This window comes from Stenotrophomonas sp. YJH_SMC_94-11, from assembly GCF_059370435.1.
The window spans coordinates 142,709-159,728 of sequence record NZ_JCAFTR010000006.1; the positions used below are offsets into that span (position 1 = coordinate 142,709).

Annotated in this window: 17 protein-coding genes and 1 other RNA gene; 13 read left to right on the forward strand and 5 right to left on the reverse strand. The window is 67.9% G+C overall.

From position 1 onward, the window contains the following. Window positions 1-53: 53 nt before the first annotated feature. Both AC5P74_RS12350 and AC5P74_RS12355 read right to left on the reverse strand, forming a co-directional pair. Entirely contained in the window at window positions 54-422 is a 369-nt protein-coding gene (locus AC5P74_RS12350) for a YraN family protein (RefSeq protein WP_171958409.1), read from the reverse strand. After that, complete coding sequence (locus AC5P74_RS12355; protein WP_053498120.1) at window positions 412-2,133, reverse strand: penicillin-binding protein activator; 1,722 nt, start codon at window positions 2,131-2,133, stop codon at window positions 412-414. Before AC5P74_RS12355 ends, AC5P74_RS12350 begins: the two co-directional genes overlap by 11 nt. 81 nt (window positions 2,134-2,214) lie before the next feature. Between AC5P74_RS12355 and rsmI the strand changes: the two genes are divergently transcribed. The 4 genes from rsmI (at window position 2,215) to rnpB (ending at window position 5,052) form a co-directional block, all read left to right on the forward strand. After that, the gene (rsmI, locus tag AC5P74_RS12360; RefSeq protein ID WP_065178763.1) at window positions 2,215-3,033 is read left to right on the forward strand and encodes a 16S rRNA (cytidine(1402)-2'-O)-methyltransferase; all 819 of its coding nucleotides are present in this window, start codon (window positions 2,215-2,217) and stop codon (window positions 3,031-3,033) included. A gap of 334 nt (window positions 3,034-3,367) precedes the next feature. Further along, entirely contained in the window at window positions 3,368-3,685 is a 318-nt protein-coding gene (locus tag AC5P74_RS12365; protein ID WP_070489890.1) for a hypothetical protein, read from the forward strand. Between the two features lie 119 nt (window positions 3,686-3,804). Continuing rightward, window positions 3,805-4,620 carry a PDZ domain-containing protein gene (locus tag AC5P74_RS12370; RefSeq protein WP_495204957.1) on the forward strand — a complete coding sequence of 272 codons (816 nt, stop codon included), beginning with the start codon at window positions 3,805-3,807 and terminating at the stop codon, window positions 4,618-4,620. Window positions 4,621-4,700: 80 nt separating this feature from the next. Beyond that, window positions 4,701-5,052: RNase P RNA component class A (gene rnpB / locus AC5P74_RS12375), an RNA gene on the forward strand. An 88-nt stretch (window positions 5,053-5,140) separates the two neighbouring features. Here the strand turns inward: rnpB and AC5P74_RS12380 are convergent. From AC5P74_RS12380 to AC5P74_RS12390, 3 genes are all read right to left on the reverse strand, one after another. Next, window positions 5,141-5,620 carry a DM13 domain-containing protein gene (locus AC5P74_RS12380; RefSeq protein ID WP_414603845.1) on the reverse strand — a complete coding sequence of 160 codons (480 nt, stop codon included), beginning with the start codon at window positions 5,618-5,620 and terminating at the stop codon, window positions 5,141-5,143. 76 nt (window positions 5,621-5,696) lie between these two features. Then, window positions 5,697-5,888 carry a hypothetical protein gene (locus tag AC5P74_RS12385; protein WP_176746382.1) on the reverse strand — a complete coding sequence of 64 codons (192 nt, stop codon included), beginning with the start codon at window positions 5,886-5,888 and terminating at the stop codon, window positions 5,697-5,699. An 86-nt stretch (window positions 5,889-5,974) separates the two neighbouring features. Then, window positions 5,975-6,763, reverse strand: a complete 789-nt coding sequence (locus tag AC5P74_RS12390) for an NRDE family protein (RefSeq protein ID WP_495204958.1) — start codon at window positions 6,761-6,763, stop codon at window positions 5,975-5,977. 324 nt (window positions 6,764-7,087) lie between these two features. On the opposite strand from AC5P74_RS12390, the gene mraZ reads away from it, so the two are divergent. The 9 genes from mraZ to murG are packed head-to-tail and all read left to right on the forward strand — an operon-like array spanning window position 7,088 to window position 16,995. Then, window positions 7,088-7,534, forward strand: coding sequence for a division/cell wall cluster transcriptional repressor MraZ (gene mraZ / locus AC5P74_RS12395; RefSeq protein WP_004143635.1), 447 nt, complete (start codon window positions 7,088-7,090; stop codon window positions 7,532-7,534). Window positions 7,535-7,548: 14 nt separating this feature from the next. Continuing rightward, on the forward strand, window positions 7,549-8,517 hold the full coding sequence (rsmH, locus tag AC5P74_RS12400) for a 16S rRNA (cytosine(1402)-N(4))-methyltransferase RsmH (protein WP_012479154.1): 969 nt from the start codon (window positions 7,549-7,551) through the stop codon (window positions 8,515-8,517). Then, complete coding sequence (ftsL, locus tag AC5P74_RS12405) at window positions 8,514-8,777, forward strand: cell division protein FtsL (RefSeq protein ID WP_005415286.1); 264 nt, start codon at window positions 8,514-8,516, stop codon at window positions 8,775-8,777. The genes rsmH and ftsL overlap by 4 nt, the downstream gene beginning before the upstream one ends. Beyond that, window positions 8,774-10,618: a peptidoglycan D,D-transpeptidase FtsI family protein gene (locus AC5P74_RS12410; protein ID WP_005415287.1), complete on the forward strand. Its 1,845-nt coding sequence runs from the start codon at window positions 8,774-8,776 to the stop codon at window positions 10,616-10,618. Before ftsL ends, AC5P74_RS12410 begins: the two co-directional genes overlap by 4 nt. Beyond that, entirely contained in the window at window positions 10,615-12,123 is a 1,509-nt protein-coding gene (locus AC5P74_RS12415; protein WP_495204959.1) for a UDP-N-acetylmuramoyl-L-alanyl-D-glutamate--2,6-diaminopimelate ligase, read from the forward strand. Before AC5P74_RS12410 ends, AC5P74_RS12415 begins: the two co-directional genes overlap by 4 nt. Further along, window positions 12,120-13,514 carry a UDP-N-acetylmuramoyl-tripeptide--D-alanyl-D-alanine ligase gene (locus tag AC5P74_RS12420; protein WP_495204960.1) on the forward strand — a complete coding sequence of 465 codons (1,395 nt, stop codon included), beginning with the start codon at window positions 12,120-12,122 and terminating at the stop codon, window positions 13,512-13,514. Before AC5P74_RS12415 ends, AC5P74_RS12420 begins: the two co-directional genes overlap by 4 nt. Beyond that, window positions 13,504-14,589, forward strand: a complete 1,086-nt coding sequence (gene mraY, locus AC5P74_RS12425) for a phospho-N-acetylmuramoyl-pentapeptide-transferase (protein ID WP_005415291.1) — start codon at window positions 13,504-13,506, stop codon at window positions 14,587-14,589. The genes AC5P74_RS12420 and mraY overlap by 11 nt, the downstream gene beginning before the upstream one ends. Window position 14,590: 1 nt before the next feature. Further along, window positions 14,591-15,910, forward strand: coding sequence for a putative lipid II flippase FtsW (gene ftsW, locus AC5P74_RS12430; RefSeq protein ID WP_005415292.1), 1,320 nt, complete (start codon window positions 14,591-14,593; stop codon window positions 15,908-15,910). Further along, window positions 15,907-16,995 carry an undecaprenyldiphospho-muramoylpentapeptide beta-N-acetylglucosaminyltransferase gene (murG, locus tag AC5P74_RS12435; protein WP_053498836.1) on the forward strand — a complete coding sequence of 363 codons (1,089 nt, stop codon included), beginning with the start codon at window positions 15,907-15,909 and terminating at the stop codon, window positions 16,993-16,995. The genes ftsW and murG overlap by 4 nt, the downstream gene beginning before the upstream one ends. Window positions 16,996-17,020: the final 25 nt, after the last annotated feature.

Genomic DNA, 17,020 nt, shown 5'->3' on the forward strand with positions numbered 1-17,020 from the left:
TTGGCACACAAGCGCCGACCAAGGTCGGCCTCTACCAGAGCGGACGGTACCCATCAGCAATCATCCAGCCGGAATGCATCACGCAGCCAGTGCAGCTGCGGCGGTTCGCCACTGGCTTCCACCACATCGAAGCGGCAGGGTGCATTGGCCAGCACCGGGTTGTCCTGCAGGTACAGTTGCGCGGCATGGGCCAGGCGCCGGCACTTGCGCGCATCCACTGACGCGGCGCCGCCACCGAAATCGGATCGCGCGCGGTAGCGCACTTCCACGAACACCACGGTGCCGGCATCGTCCATCACCAGGTCCAGTTCACCGCCGCGATAGCGCACATTGCGCGCACGCGGCTGCAGTCCGGCCTGTTGCAGGTGCTGCTCGGCGGCGGCTTCCACCGCCGAGCCCCGTTGGCTGCGTTCAGCGACCACCGACGATCGGCATCGGCCGGCCGCCATTGAAGGTCGACCAGGCCGGCTGGCGCAGGATGTTGCCGTTGCTGTCCAGGAACAGGGTGCCGGTGGCACCGTCCAGGCCGCCTTCGTTGGACAGCTTGTCCAGGTAGGCGGTGATCTTCCAGGCGTCGGCACCGAAGGCGAACAGGCGGCCGGCCGCACCGCGTGCGCTCGGCAGGGTACTGGCCACCTGGCTGGCCGACGGCAGGCCGGACACGCTGCGCACGTTCCAGGCTTCGTTCGGGTAGACAATGCCGTCCAGCGCCACGTCTTCTTCCACCTTGCCGCTGCCAACGGTCAGCTGCGAGGTGCCGACGCGGGTCGCGCCGCCTGCACCGGCCAGCGCCAGCTGCGGCGCCAGCAGGCGCGCCTGCGGCGCACGCACGGCGAGGAACACGGCATCGACCTGGCCGGCGTTGCGCACCTGCGCGCCGACATCGCCGACGGCATCGGTGACGCCGATCGTGGCCACCACCTGGCCACCGCGCTGCGCGAAGCGCTGGGCAAAGGCGGCGGCGGCACGGCGGCCGGTGTCGTCAGCGCTGTTGATCACCAGCGCCTTGACGCGCTCGCGGCCACGCAGGTACTCGGCGGCGACGATGCCATCGTCTTCCGGCGCCAGCGAGAAGCCGGCACTGCCGGCCGGCGGTGCGTCCTTGCCGCGGTTCAGGGCCAGCACCGGCACCTGCAGCTGCTGGCGGCCGTACACCGCGTCCACTTCGTCGCGGCCCAGCGGGCCGACCACGAAGTCGGCACCGGAGGCGACGGCCTTGTCATAGGCGGCCAGGGCACCGGCCGGGGTGCCGGCGGTGTCGAAGAAGTTGATGTCCGGGCGGCGCCGGCTTTCACCGTAGTAGGCGCTCAACAGGCCATCGCGCACCGGCTGTGCGGCGGTGGCCAGGCGGCCGCTGAGCGGCAGCAGCACGGCCAGCTTGGCCGGCGGGCGGTAACCGTCGCTCATCGCCGGCGGGCGCTTGCTGGTGTCGAACTGGGCCGCGCCATCGCGGTCGAACGGGCGCGGCAGCGGCAGGCCGCGCGCGATCAGTGCACGGCCGGCGAAGTTGTAGAGCGGGTCGTTGGCCGGCAGGGCGGCGGCACGGCTGCGCAGGGTGGCGTCGTCGAGGGTGCCGAGCAGGCCGGCAATGGCGGCCTGGTTCTCGCTGCGCGCGCTGCCGGTCAGGCTGGAATGGGCGCGGGCCCGTTCGGTGGCGGCACCGAAGGCATCGCCGGTGCCCTGCAGGGCACTGGCACGGGCCAGGTACCAGCGTGTGCGCAGGGCCGGCAGCACGTTGTCGCCGTGGTCCTTCAGCAGGGCCAGCGCCTGCGCCGGCTGCTTGTCGGCCAGGGCCAGCTCGGCACTGGTCAGCTGGTAGCGCTGCAGGCTGGCGCCGGACAGCTGGCGTGCGGTGAGCTGGCCGAGCAGGCTGCGCGCGCGGGCACTGTCGCCGGCGAGGTGCCAGGCCCAGGCCGCATCGGCCAGTGCGTTGCTGCGGGCGCCGCCGCGCAGGGTGGAGGCCAGGCCTTCCAGCTGCAGCGCGGCATCGCGCGGCTTGCCCTGTTCGATCAGCGCCAGCGCCTGGCTCTGGGCCGGCGAATCGGGCGTGCTGGTCAGGCTGGTGGTGGCACAACCGGCCAGCAGCATCAGCGACAACGACAGGGCGGAGATCCGTGCGGCGGGCTTGTTCATGATCGGGTCCATGCGATGGGGGCAGCGGCCTTGGCCGGGTACACGCTACGATTCTACCCTTGCCCCGTGAGTACCGCTGAAATGAGTGTGCCAACCCTGTACGTCGTCGCCACGCCGATCGGCAACCTGGCCGATCTGAGCCCGCGCGCGCAGGAGGTGCTGCGTTCGGTGGCGGCCATCTGTGCCGAGGACACCCGCCGCAGCGGCCAGCTGCTGTCCCATTTCGGCATCCAGCAACCGCTGGTGGCCCTGCACGAACACAATGAAGAGGCCCTGGCGCAGCGCCTGGTTTCGCGATTGCAGGCCGGCGAGTCGCTGGCGCTGGTCAGCGATGCCGGTACCCCGCTGGTCAGTGACCCCGGTTTCCGCCTGGTGCGTGCCGCGCGCGCGGCGGGTATCAAGGTCAGCCCGGTGCCCGGTGCCTGCGCCGCCATCGCCGCGCTGAGCGTGGCCGGCCTGCCCAGCGACCGTTTCAGCTTCGAGGGTTTCCTGCCGGCCAAGGCCAGCGGCCGCCGCGACCGCCTGCAGGCGCTGGCCGGCGAAGTGCGCACGATGGTGTTCTACGAATCCTCGCACCGTATCGCCGAGTCGCTGGCCGACATGGCGGCGATCTTCGGCGGCGAGCGCCCGGCGGTGCTGGCCCGCGAGCTGACCAAGCTGTTCGAGACCGTGCTTGATGGCGACCTGGCGGGGCTGCTGGCCCAAGTCGAGGCCGACGACAACCAGCGCAAGGGCGAGTTCGTGGTGATGGTGCAGGGTGCCGGTGACGACGAGGAAGCGCAGCTGGCGCATGGTCGCCGCGTCTACGCGAAGCTGAGCGAGCACCTGCCGCCGTCGACCGCCGCCAAGCTGGCCGCGGAACTGACCGGTGCGCCGCGCAAGGCGCTGTACGGCAGTTGATCGCTCGCTCCGGGCCATGTCGGGGCAGCGCGCGGCGCGAAATGCGAAACGGTTCGGATCCGCCGGAGGGACGCCAACCTCTGCCGCGTGAACGTGCTCACGTGCGCGGCTGAGGGACGAATCCGGGGACAGGCGATGTCGTGATGAGCAGCAATGACCGACCCACTGATGATCGTACGAAGCCTGCAGCCTTGGGTATTGCGGGACGTCCTGCAGAGCGGCATTGAGATCAGTCGAGCCCGTGCGGATACTCCCGATGCGGAAGGGTGTCCGTAGTGTGACCCCATTTCCGAGGCCTCTGACGCGTGAGGACCGGTGCTCGGGATGTCTTCAAATGCCTGTCCTGGGCGAAGACGCTCCGGCACACGCCTCTTCATTCCCCACTTGGGAGCAATTGTTCGAGATGGCATTGACAGCCTACCTTCAGGCTCATTTCCTGCCAAAGGATGTGTTCGCCGCATTCTGCAATGTGTCAGAAGAATGGCTAAGTCGCCTGATTGCAGTGCGCGCGGTGCCGGAGCCCACCTGCACCTGCGAGGAAGGCACCATCTATGCGCGTGCGTCGATGCCGTTCTCGCCGACCGAGTATGACCGTAGCAGTAGAAAGCGGTTGGTCGACGATCCTCGCCGGGAGCTGGGCGAAAAGTCCTGAAAGGCGTGCAGACCTGCATGGCTCGTTCACAGACTGGGACGCTGGAACACGGCAGCGGCCGAATTCCGGGGGGGGCTAAGGGGCGAAGCTCTCAAATTTCCTTCAGGGAGGAAAGACAGATGTTTGAAAAGGGACTGTTCCTGCTGTTCGCACTGGCCGATGTGCCAGCTCCTGCAGCTGAAGCGCCGCCACCCGCAGCCATTACCGAAGCCGATCTGGGCCCGGACTATGTCGGCTACCTGCTGTTCGATCCGGGGTTGGTCGAGTTCAATCGGCTGCAGTCGGTTCGCGATTACGGCAATTACCTGACCTACCGCGCGGCACGTGACGCGTTGGAGAGCTACGAGGCATGTCTGCAGGTGGGGGCCGACAACCACGCACAGATCGAGGCGGCCTACCAGCAGTTGGTGAACAGCCAGCAGCGGTACGTCAGCGCGGCGCAATGGCGCGACCTGCGGCAGGCCCTGCGTGCGAGGCGCGAGCCGGTGCCCGAGCGCGCGTCGTGGCAATGCGCCGCATTCGTGGACAACGCGCCCTATTTCGATGCGGGGTTGGACGATGCACTGCTGGGCGCCACCGAATTGGCGCGCGAGCAGGCCGGGGAAGGGGATTCGCGTAGCGACGCGCTGCGCCCGGTCCTCGGCGTTCAGATGGGGGGCGCGACCGTGATCGAATCCGAGCCTGACGAGGGTCCGGCCCATCGCGCCGGCCTGCGCAAGGGGGATGAGGTGCTGGCCGTGGCGGGTACCCGAGTGAAGACCGTCTTCGGTGTCGGCCAAGCGTTGAAAGCCTACGCGCCGGGCGATCGCGTGGACGTGCGCGTCCGCCGCATTGAATGGGACGGTTCGCGACCGCAGGTGCGGGAATTGATCGTCGGGGTGGTGCTGGAGTCGCGGGCGGCGGTGATGGCGAAGGCGAAGGCGAAGGGCCGCTAGAGCCACGCCACGCGTGGATGAACCGGACGCCGCGATCGGCACGGCAGGAAAGGCGTGCGTACGCTAGAATGCGCGCTGGCGGAGTCGGCCAGACAGTCGCGTCATCCCTTCGGGGGTGCCGAGGAAAGTCCGGGCTCCATAGGGCAAGGTGCCAGGTAACGCCTGGGCGGCGCAAGCCGACGGAAAGTGCAACAGAAAGATACCGCCTACGTCTTCTTCGGAAGGCCGGTAAGGGTGAAATGGTGCGGTAAGAGCGCACCGCGAGTCTGGCAACAGACCGGCACGGCAAACCCCACCTGGAGCAAGACCAAATAGGGATCCTTTGGCGCGGCCCGCGTTGGATCCGGGTAGGTTGCTTGAGCGTTGCGGTGACGTAACGCCTAGAGGAATGACTGTCCACGACAGAACCCGGCTTATCGGCCGGCTCCGCCTCTTTCTTCTTCCACGCATGGCGTGGATCTACCGTGATTCCGGGGTCGGATCCCTTTCCAGAGGAAAGGGATCCGACCCCATGCCCTGATCAGCCCGGCGTACGGTACTGCCCGGCGGAGATGAACTGCGAGAAGCGCTCGCACCACACCACCACGGTGGTGTAGTCGTCCACGTCCACGTTCGCGGGGACGTCCACCAGGAAGCGGTTGAAGGTCTTTACCTCGCCGATGCGCTGGGCCTGCGCCTTGATCTTCAGGAAGTCGGCCTTGTTGTCGACGAAATCGCGAACCAGATAGACCTTGTAATCCGGGCCCGGTCCCATCTTCCCGTCGAAGGCGACCTGGGTGGCACTGACGCTGACCTTGCCTTCGGCCCAGTGCACCGCATCGCTGCCTTTGAGGTCGCGGCGGAAGGTGGTGCGGTAGGTGGCGTCTTTCATTGCGGCCTGTACCTGGGCGACCGGCGGGTCATCGGGGGCGATCAGGATCGGCAGCAGATAGACGCCCAGGCCGAAGCCCAGGCCGAGGGTGAGCAGATGGGTGGCGAGCAGGATGAGGATGCGGCGCATGGGGCCTCCTTGTGGTTGCGGTCGATCGCGCGGCGTGCTGCCGGGCGCGACCACCCTGGGAGGTCAGGGCCGACATTTATAGACACAGTGCCGATTGCGAAAAGGGCACAGTCGGGTGGCGGCGATGCTGAAACCCCTGGGGTGCGGACGGATCGTGGTCGCGGCTGGAAGCTGAATGACGTTTCAGGCCCGCTGCGATGGCGACGGCCGTCACGTGGATCGCGACATCAAGCTGCGGGTAGTGCCGGCCGCTGGCCGGCAGCTTCATGGCGAATCCGAGCATCCAAAGGCTGCCGGCCAGCGACCGGCACTACCCCCGCCACGAGCATCCGGCCAAGGGCCGTCTTGATCGGGTCAGAAAATGACGTGGCTTTGTCCGCTCGGTGCACCCTGCGGGCCGAAGCGGCGTTCGTGGATCTCGCCGTGGCCGTCGGCGTCGATCAGCAGCACGGTGCTGGCGCGGGTGCCGTAGTCGTCGCCGCGGATGAAGGCCGGGCTCAACCAGCGCTCGCGTTCCAGGCCGATGCCGGTGTCGGGCAGGTCGCTGTCGGCGGGGCGGTGTTCATCGGCCAAGGCATTCCAGAGCGGGGTCAGGTCCGGGGTCAGATCCCTTTCGCGTTGCGAAAGGGATCTGATCCCGTCTGCTTCCAGCCATGCCGACAGCGCGGCCATCAGCCGTCGGGTCTTCGGCCAGGGCGCGTCCAGCGCGCCGTTGGACATGCCGTGGACGCCCGGGCCAAGCGTCTGCCGTTCGGCGGGATGGTTGCCCAGGTACTCCAGGCTGTCGCCATCGGCCAGCAACAGATTGAATGGGGCGTAGGCACCCGCCACGGTTGCCAGCCGCTCGATATGCACGGCGGCCGGGTCGCGGCCGCGCAGGAAGTCGGCCACCAGCGCGCCCCGCGACGGTCCGGTCTGGGCCGCCAGCGGGTCGCGGACGTTGGTGACCACCGCCATCCGGCCCGAGGCGCCGACCCCGGCCCAGCCACCGCCGGAGCGCAGGTCGCGTCCCCCGATGACGGAGGTCTCATCCTGCCAGGGGGCCAGCGCCGCGGTGGGGCGGGCGTGGAACTCATCACGGTTGCCGGTCATTACCAGCCGCCAGCGCGGGTGGTGCATCCAGCCAAGAGCGAGCAGGCACATGGCCTCATTGTGCACCGTTTGCGCATTACGGCGCCGTTTCCGGCCAGGCCGGGATGAATGCGCGGTCGATGTTTCACGCCCCGTCCACGCCCCTGAACTTCCGTTCAATCTCAAAAATTGAGACGGATCAGCAACTTGTGGATAAGCCTTGAACAATTCTCTAAAGGTTGTTGCAAGCCATTGATGCGGCTGGCGATTTCCCTGCTGAAAAGTTGTTGACAACCCTCTGCCCGCTGCTAAGGTGGGCATCAGAGGGAAATCCGGGTGTTTTGTGGGTTTTCGTGGTTCAATGTTTCACCGGGCGAAGGACAAGGTGCAGGCGTCGTGTTCCAGGGCGAGACGGCCATCACAGTTGACGACAAGGGGCGCATGGCGGTTCCCACCGCTTACCGCGACCTCGTCGCGCGCGCCAGCAACAACCGTCTCGTGCTGACCTACAACCCGTTCGAAGCCGGCTGCCTGTGGCTGTACGCAGAGTCGGAATGGGAACGGGTCCGCGACGATGTGATGTCCAAGCCCAACACCCAGCGCGTCGTGCGCCTGTTGCAGCAGAAGCTGGTCGGCTCGGCCGCCCATCTGGAACTGGACGGCAACGGTCGCATCAGCATCCCCGCCAGCCACCGCGGTGCGGTGGGCATTGAGAAGAAGGCGGTATTGCTCGGCATGGGCGACAAGTTCGAATTGTGGAGCGAGCAGGCGCATCGGGCCCTGATCCAGCAGACGTTGTCTGACGAGGATCTGGGTGATGGGTTGCTCGACCTGAAGTTGTGAGCCGGGGTGCCCGGATGCGCCCAGAAGCGCAGACCGGTCACCTTCCGGTGTCGCAGTCGCCGGCGGTGCACCTGCCGGTCCTGTACACCCAGGTCCTTGAAGGCCTGAGGGTGATCGAAAACGGACGTTATCTGGATGGCACGTTCGGTCGTGGCGGTCATGCACGTGGCGTGCTTACCCAGCTCGGTCCCGAGGGGCGCCTGCTGGTCATGGACAAGGATCCGGAAGCCATCGCCGTTGCCGAGCGCGATTTCGCGCCGGATCCGCGCGTGTCCATCTTCCGTGGCAGCTTCGCCCAGCTGCTGCAGTGGGATGCCACGGCCGAAGGCCTGGACGGCGTGCTGTTCGACCTGGGCGTGTCGTCGCCGCAGCTGGATGTGGCCGAACGAGGCTTCAGCTTCGGCAAGGACGGCCCGCTGGACATGCGCATGGACCCGGACAGCGGTGAAAGCGCCGCGCAGTGGATCAACCGCGTCGAAGAGCGCGAGATCGCCGACGTGCTGTGGACCTATGGCGAAGAGCGGCAGAGCCGGCGCATCGCCCGCGCCATCGTGGCCCGCCGCGAGAAGCAGCCGTTCTCCCGCACCGCCGAACTGGCCGAGCTTATCGCCTCGGTGATGCCGCGTGGCAAGGACAAGATCCACCCGGCCACGCGCAGCTTCCAGGCCATCCGCATCCACATCAACCGCGAGCTGGCAGACCTGGAAGCGGGGCTCGATGCGGCGGTGGAAAGGCTCAAGCCCGGTGGCCGTCTGGCGGTGATCAGCTTCCACTCGCTGGAAGACCGCATCGTCAAGCAGTACATGAACCGCCTGGCCAAGGCGCCACCGGCCAACCGCCGCCTGCCCGAGGCCGTTGCGTTCGTGCCGACGCTGGACCTGATTGGCGGGGCCATCAAGGCCACCGACGAAGAGCTGGCCGCCAACCCGCGCGCCCGCAGCGCGGTGCTGCGCGTGGCCCAGAAGCGGGAGGCCGACGCATGAGCCGGTTGCTGCTGATCATCCTGTTGGCCTGCACCGTGGCCTCGGCGATCGGCGTCGTGTTCGTGCGTCACCGTCATCGGCAGACGTTCATCGAGCTGTCGCGCGCCGAGCGCAAGCGCGATGACATCAACCTGGAATTCGGCCGCCTGCAGCTGGAGCAGGCCACGTTGGCCGAAGCCAACCGTGTCGATCGCATCGCCCGCGAAAAGCTCGGCATGAAGTTCCCCGAGGCCGCCGACATCGTGGTGGTGCGCCCATGAGCAAGGCCGGTCGCAACCGTCCACGCAATGCCTTCAACCTGCGCCAGCGCCTGCGCTGGGTCGCGCTGGCGCTCGGCCTGTGCTCGGTGTCGCTGGTCGGCCGCGCGGCCTACGTGCAGATCATCAACAGCGACTTCTACCAGCGCCAGGGCGAGGCCCGCTATCTGCGCGAGCTGCCGATCAAGACTTCGCGCGGCATGATCACCGACCGCAACGGCGAGCCGCTGGCGGTGTCCACGCCGGTTGCCTCGATCTGGGTCAACCCGCAGGACCTGCTGCGTTCGCCCGAGCGCATCCCCGAGCTGGCCCAGGCGGTCGGCATGTCGGTGGATGAGCTGAGCAGCCGCCTGTCGCAGAAGTCGGACAAGGAATTCATGTATCTGCGTCGCCGGATCAATCCGGACGAGGCAGAGAAGGTGGTCGCGCTGAAGATTCCGGGCGTGGCGGCTCAGCGCGAGTTCCGCCGCTTCTACCCGCAGGGTGAGGCGATGGCGCACGTGCTGGGCTTCACCAACATCGATGATCGCGGCCAGGAAGGCCTGGAACTGGCCTTCGACGAATGGCTGCGCGGCAAGCCCGGTGCGAAGCGGGTGATCCGCAACCGCAAGGGGGAAACCGTCGAAAGCGATCTGCTGCGTGCCGCTGAGCCGGGCAAGGACCTGACCCTCAGCATCGACCGCCGCATCCAGTACCTGGCCTTCAAGGAGCTGCGCAACGCGCTGGTGGCCAACAAGGCGGCCGGTGGTTCGATGGTGATCATGGACGTGACCACCGGCGAGATCCTGGCCATGGTCAACCTGCCCACCTACAACCCGAATTCGTTGACCGGCGCGATCCCTGATACGCGCCGCAACCGTGCGGTGACCGACCTGGTCGAGCCGGGTTCGACGATGAAGCCGCTGACCATCGCCACCGCGCTGCAGGCCGGTGCGGTGACCAAGGACACCATCATCGACACCAACCCGGGCTACATGACGCTGGGTCGCTTCACCATCCGCGACGTGCCACGCAACAACGGCGTGCTGAACGTGACCGGCGTGATCACCCGCAGTTCGAACGTGGGTGCAGCCAAGGTTGCGGCGAAGATGCCGGACCAGACCTTCTACGACGGCGTGCGCCGCTTCGGCTATGGCTCGGCGCCGCACAGCGGTTTCCCGGGTGAATCGGCTGGTGTGGTGATGCGTCCGGCGCGCTGGTCGGGGACCACCAAGACCACCATGTCCTACGGCTACGGCCTGTCGGTCACGCCACTGCAGATTGCCACCGCCTACTCGGCGCTGGCCAACGGCGGGCGCCTGATCGCGCCGACCTTCGTCAAGGGCCAGCGCAACGAAGGCCAGCAGATCATCGACGAGAACGTCGCCAGACAGGTGGTGGCGATGATGGAAACGGTGGTCACCCAGGGCGGCGCCAAGCAGGCGGCGGTGCTGGGCTACCGCGTGGCCGGCAAGACCGGCACTGCACGCAAGGCTGGCCCGGGCGGTTACGAGCGCGGGCATTACAACGCGCTGTTCGCCGGCGTGGTGCCGGCCACCAACCCGCGCTTCGCCACCGTCATCGTCATCAACGATCCGCAGGCCGGCAAGTTCTACGGCGGCCTGGTGTCGGCGCCGGTCTATCACAACGTGATGGAAGGCACCCTGCGCCTGATGGACGTGCCGCTGGATGACCTGCAGTCGTGGCTGGCCGCACAGCAGTCGGGCAAGGTCGGCCATTCGGCCTCGATCCTGCCCGCACCGCCGGCCGAGACCGCGCTGCCGGTCGATGCCGCCGCTGAATTCGATGCTGCGCTGCCGAGCGCGCAAGCCCAGACGCCGCCCGTTACGGGAGGCACGCAATGAGTCCTTCGATGTTGCTTTCGCAGTTGCTTCCGGACGTGGCCCTGGCGGGCCATGATCCCGTTCTGACCGGCCTGGTGCTGGACAGCCGCGCCGTGCGCCCCGGTAATGCCTTCGTCGCGATCGCCGGCTTCGGCGCGCATGGGCTGGGCTTTGTCGAGCAGGCCCGTGCGGCCGGTGCCAGCGTCATCCTGTTCGAGCCACCGGCACCGGCCGAGCTGCCGGCGCCGGCCGATGCGATCGCCGTGCCGGGCCTGCGGGCGCGCATGGGGGCGATGGCCGACCAGTTCCATGGCGCGCCGTCGCGGGCGATGGCGATGGTCGGCGTGACCGGTACCAACGGCAAGACCTCCACCGTGCAGCTGCTGGCCCAGGCCTGGCACCTGCTCGGAACGCCCAGTGGCAGTATCGGCACGTTGGGCGCCGGACTTTATGGTGCGGTCGAGCCGACTGGTTTCACCACGCCGCTGGTGCTGCAGATGCATGCGCTGCTGGCACAGCTGCGCGACGCCGGTGCGCGCGCGGTGGCGATGGAAGTCAGCTCGCACGCGCTGGACCAGGGCCGCGTGGATGCCGTGCACTACGACGTGGCGGTGTTCACCAACCTCACCCGCGATCATCTGGACTACCACGGTGACATGGCCAGCTACGGCGCGGCCAAGGCGCGGCTGTTCCATCGCCCGGGCCTGAAGGCGGCGGTGGTCAACCTGGACGACGCCTTCGGTCGCCAGCTGTTCGCTGGCCTGCCTGCTGGCGTGCAACCGATCGGCCTGAGCTCGCGCGCTGCCGCTGGCGCCAGCGTGCGCGCCGAGGCGCTGCAACTGGATGGACGCGGCATTGCCTTCGAGCTGGTCATCGACGGCCAGCGTGCTGCGGTGCAGTCGCCGCTGCTGGGCCGCTTCAACGTGGACAACCTGCTGGCCGTGGCCGGTACTCTGCATGCGCAGGGCCAGCCGCTCCCGCGCATCGCCGAAGTGCTGTCGGCGCTGCAGCCGATCCGTGGCCGCATGAACCGCCTGGGTGGTGAAGACGGTCTGCCGACCGTGGTGGTCGATTACGCCCATACCCCGGACGCGCTGGAGCAGGCGCTGGACAGCCTGCACGGCCATCTGCAGGGCACGCTGTTCTGCGTGTTCGGCTGCGGTGGCGAGCGCGATACCGGCAAGCGTCCGCAGATGGCGGCGATTGCCGAGCGCCTGGCCAACCAGGTCATCGTCACCGACGACAACCCGCGCGGCGAGGATGGCGACGTGATCGTGGCCGACATCCTGGCCGGCTTCCAGCACGCCGATGCCGTGACCGTGCAGCGCAACCGCGCGCGTGCGATCGGCCTGGCGGTGAAGCGTGCCGGTGCCGGAGACATCATCCTGATTGCCGGCAAGGGCCATGAGCCGTACCAGGAAGTGAATGGCGTGCGCCATGACTTCGACGACACCGAAGTGGCTGCGGCTGCACTGGCGGCCAAGGCCGGTGTTCTGCAGGCAAAGGCCGGGGAGGGCGCCGCATGAAGCGCACCCTGCTTTCGCTGATCGCACACTGGGCCGGCGGCGAGATCCATGGCGACGACGTGGCCATCGATGCAGTCAGCAATGACACACGCAGCCTGGGCCCGGGCAGCCTGTATGTGGCGCTGCGCGGCGAGCGTTTCGACGGCCATGACTTCGCTGCCGACGCGCAGGCGCGCGGTGCCAGTGCGCTGCTGGTCGAGCGGCTGCTGCCGATCGAGCTGCCGCAGGTACTGGTGGCCGACAGCGAGCTGGCACTGGCGAAGATCGCCACCGGCATGCAGCGTGACCGTGGCACCGAGGTGTTCGCGATCACCGGCAGCAATGGCAAGACCAGCGTGAAGAGCCTGCTGCTGTCGATCCTGCAGCAGGTGGCCCAGCACGCGCACAAGGTGGTCTACGCCAACCCGGGTAACCGCAACAACGAGATCGGCCTGCCGCTGGCGGTGATCGACGCGCCGGAAGATGCCGACTACGCCGTCTACGAGATGGGCGCTGGCAAGCCTGGCGATATCGCCTACCTGACCGACATCGCCCGCCCGCGCTATGCGCTGGTCAACAACATTGCCCCGGCACACCTGGAACGCATGAGCAGCCTGCTCGGCGTGGCGGTGACCAAGGGCGCGATCTATGCCGCGCTGCCGGCCGATGGCGTGGCGGTGATCAACGCCGACGATGCCTACGGCCGCTGGTTCGAGCAGCACTTTGTCGGTCGCCCGCAGCGTTGCCGCGTGCTGCGCTATGGGCTGGAACACTCGGCGGACGTGACCGCGCGCGACATCCGCGCCGGTGCACAGGGCAGCCAGTTCACCCTGGTCGCCCCGACCGGCGAAGCCCGCGTGGTGCTGGGCCTGCCGGGTCGCCACAACGTCAGCAATGCGCTGGCCGCCGCCAGCCTGGCGCTGGCGGCCGGTGTCGATCTGGCGCTGATTGCGGCCGGTCTGGCCGAGGCGCAGCCGGTACCGGGCCGCCAGATTGCCCATCAGCTGCGCAACGGCGCGGTGCTGGTGGACGACAGCTACAACGCCAATCCCGGCTCGCTGGCTGCGGCCATCGATGCCCTGGCCGCTGCCCCGGAAGAGGGCTGGCTGGTGCTGGGTGACATGCGCGAGCTGGGCCCGGACGCCGAGGCGCTGCATGCGCAGGCCGGCATCCGCGCACGCGCCGCCGGCCTGAAGCGCCTGTACGCGCTGGGCCCGCTCAGTGCCGCCGCCGCCACCGCCTTCGGCGACGGCGGCCGTCATTTCGCCACCCACGACGCGCTGTCGCAGGCGCTGAAGGACGAGCTGCACGCCGGCGTGCGCTGCCTGGTCAAGGGTTCCCGTGGCAGCGCCATGGACACGATTGTCAAAGCGCTGCTGGCGCAAGGAGAGGAATCCCCGCATGTTGTATGAACTGGCTCGATGGTTGCAGCAGTTGGAGAGCCTGTTCGGGCTGTTCAACTACCAGACGTTCCGCGCCATCCTTGCCGCGCTGACGGCCCTGTTCCTGTCGCTGTGGCTTGGCCCGGCGATGATCCGCAAGCTCGCCCAGTTCAAGGGCGGCCAGCCGATCCGCCAGGACGGTCCGCAGACCCATTTCTCCAAGGCTGGCACGCCGACCATGGGCGGTTCGCTGATCCTGCTCACCATCACCCTGTCGGTGCTGATGTGGGCCGACCTGCGCAACCGCTACGTGTGGCTGGTGCTGGCGGTGATGCTGTGCTTCGGCGCCATCGGCTGGTATGACGACTGGATCAAGATCGTCCGCCGTGACCCGAACGGCCTGAAGTCGCGCTGGAAGTACCTGCTGCAGTCGATCTTCGGCCTGGCCGCGGGCCTGTTCCTGTTCTACACGGCCGACGTGCCGGCAGCGCTGACCTTCTACATCCCGATGTTCAAGTCGGTCGCGCTGCCGCTGGCCGGCATCGGCTTCGTGGCCATCGCCTACTTCTGGATCGTCGGCTTCTCCAACGCGGTGAACCTGACCGACGGCCTGGACGGCCTGGCAATCATGCCGACCGTGCTGGTGGCCTGCGCGCTGGGCGTGTTCGCCTATGCCTCGGGCAACGTGGTGTTCGCCAACTACCTGCAGATCCCGCAGATCCCGGGCGCGGGCGAGCTGGTCATCATCTGCGCGGCCATCGCCGGAGCCGGCCTGGGCTTCCTGTGGTTCAACACCTATCCGGCCATGGTCTTCATGGGCGACATCGGCGCGCTGGCGCTGGGTGCGGTGCTGGGCACCATCGCGGTGATCACCCGCCAGGAACTGGTGCTGGTGATCATGGGCGGCGTGTTCGTCATCGAAACCCTGTCGGTGATGATCCAGGTCGCCTCGTTCAAGCTGACCGGCAAGCGCGTGTTCCGCATGGCGCCGATCCACCACCATTTCGAACTGAAGGGCTGGCCGGAGCCGCGCGTGATCGTGCGCTTCTGGATCATCTCCGTCGTGCTCGTGCTGATCGGCCTGGCCACGTTGAAGGTGCGCTGAGATGAACGACCTGTCCCGCCAGGCAACACGCCTTGAAGCCATCGAAGGCAGCTACGACAAGTGGCTGCTGGGCGCGATCATCGCGCTCACCGGCGTGGGCGTGGTGATGGTGGCGTCCAGCTCGATCGCCTTGATGAGCAGCCCGTTCTACTACCTCAACCGCCACCTGATCTTCCTGGCGGTGGGTATCGTGCTGGCGGTCATCGCCGCCCGCACCGAGCTGAAGTCCATCGAGCAGTACAACCAGATGCTGCTGCTGGGCTGCTTCGTGCTGCTGCTGGCGGTGTTCGCGCCGGGCCTGGGCAGCACGGTCAACGGCGCACGCCGCTGGATCAACCTGGGCATCTCCAAGTTCCAGACGGTCGAGGCGGTGAAGGTGCTGTACATCGTCTGGCTGTCCAGCTACCTGGTGCGCTTCCGCGACGAGGTCAATGCGACCTGGCCGGCGATGCTCAAGCCGCTGGGCGTGGCCGGTGCGCTGGTGGTGCTGCTGCTGCTGCAGCCGGACTTTGGTTCTTCGACCCTGCTGCTGGCGATCACCGCCGGCATGCTGGTGCTGGGCGGGGTGAACATGCCGCGCATGTCGATGCCGGTGGTCATCGGCCTGGTCGGCATGAGCGCGCTGGCGATCATCGAGCCGTACCGCATGCGCCGCATCACCTCGTTCCTGGACCCGTGGGCCGACCAGCAGGGCGACGGCTACCAGCTGTCCAACGCGCTGATGGCGGTGGGCCGTGGCGAGTGGACCGGCGTCGGCCTGGGCAATTCGGTGCAGAAGCTCTACTACCTGCCGGAAGCGCATACCGACTTCATCTTCTCGGTCACCGCTGAGGAATTCGGTTTCCTGGGTACCTGCGTGATCGTGGCGCTGTACGCGCTGCTGGTCGGCCGTACCTTCTGGCTGGGCATGCGCTGCGTGGAAATGAAGCGCCACTTCTCCGGCTACATCGCCTTCGGCATCGGCCTGTGGATCAGCATGCAGACCTTCGTTTCGATCGGCGTGAACCTGGGTATCCTGCCGACCAAGGGCCTGACTCTGCCGCTGATCTCCTCCGGCGGCTCGTCGGTGCTGATGACCTGCGTGGCGATGGGCCTGCTGCTGCGCGTGTCCTATGAGCTCAAGCGCGCCGAGCGTCGCCAGGCCGTGCGCATCGGTGGCGCCGAAGAAACGGCTGCCGAGCCGATGGACGCCGCCGCCACGCCGGTGGCCGCCAGCGTGCCGGCGAGCGCCGAGCCGACGGCTGCCGCTGCGGCGAACGCAGCGCGCGGCACCAGCCGCCTGCAGTCGCGCATCGAACCGACCTTCGGGAGGCTGTCATGAGTGCAGCCAACGAGAAGGTGCGCCCGGTGATGATCATGGCCGGTGGTACCGGCGGTCACATCTTCCCCGGCCTGGCCGTGGCCCGCGTGCTGCGCGAGCGTGGCGTGCCGGTCACCTGGATGGGCGCCGAAGGCGCGATGGAAACCCGCCTGGTGCCGCAGCACGACATCGCCATCGACACGCTGGCGATCACCGGCCTGCGCGGCAAGGGCAAGCTGGCGCTGCTGGCGGCGCCATGGCGGCTGATGCGCGCGCTGCGCGCGGCCGGCATGATCATCCGCAAGCGCCAGCCGCGTGCGGTGGTGGCCTTCGGTGGCTTCGCCTCCGGCCCGGGTGGCATGGCCACCCGCCTGCATGGCCTGCCGCTGATCGTGCATGAGCAGAACCGTGCACCGGGCCTGACCAACCGCATCCTGTCGCGCTATGCGCGCCGGCTGCTGACCGGCTTCCCGGGCACCTTCGCCCAGCGCGAGGAGTTCGTCGGCAACCCGGTGCGTGCGGAGATCGCTGCCATCGCTCCGCCGGAACAGCGCTTCGCCGACCGCAACGGCCCGCTGCGCGTGCTGGTGGTGGGCGGCAGCCAGGGTGCGCGCGCACTCAATGCCGGCGTGCCGCAGGCGATTGCCGCGCTGGGTGCCGGCGTGCCGGTCCAGGTGCGCCACCAGAGCGGCGAGAAAATGCATGCCGAGGCGGTCGAGGCGTATGCCAAGGCCGGCGTGCAGGCTGAAATCACCCCGTTCATCGCGGACATGGCCGAGGCCTTCGCCTGGGCCGATCTGGTCGTGTGCCGCTCCGGTGCGTCGACCCTGGCCGAGCTGTGCGCGGCCGGCGTCGGCAGCGTGCTGGTGCCATTCCCTGCTGCCGTCGACGATCACCAGACCCGCAATGCGGAGTACCTGGTCGAGCGCGGCGCGGCGGTGTTGCTGAAGCAGGACGGAACGCTGGCCGACGGCATTGCCGCACTGCTGCGCGATCTGTCCGAAAATCCCGCCCGCCGCATGCAGATGGCGCAAGCCGCGCGTGCCCTGGCCAAGGTCGATGCCGCCGAGCGCATCGCCGATATCATTCTCGAGGAAGCTGTATGAAGAAGGCATGCCACCGCGCCTGCCC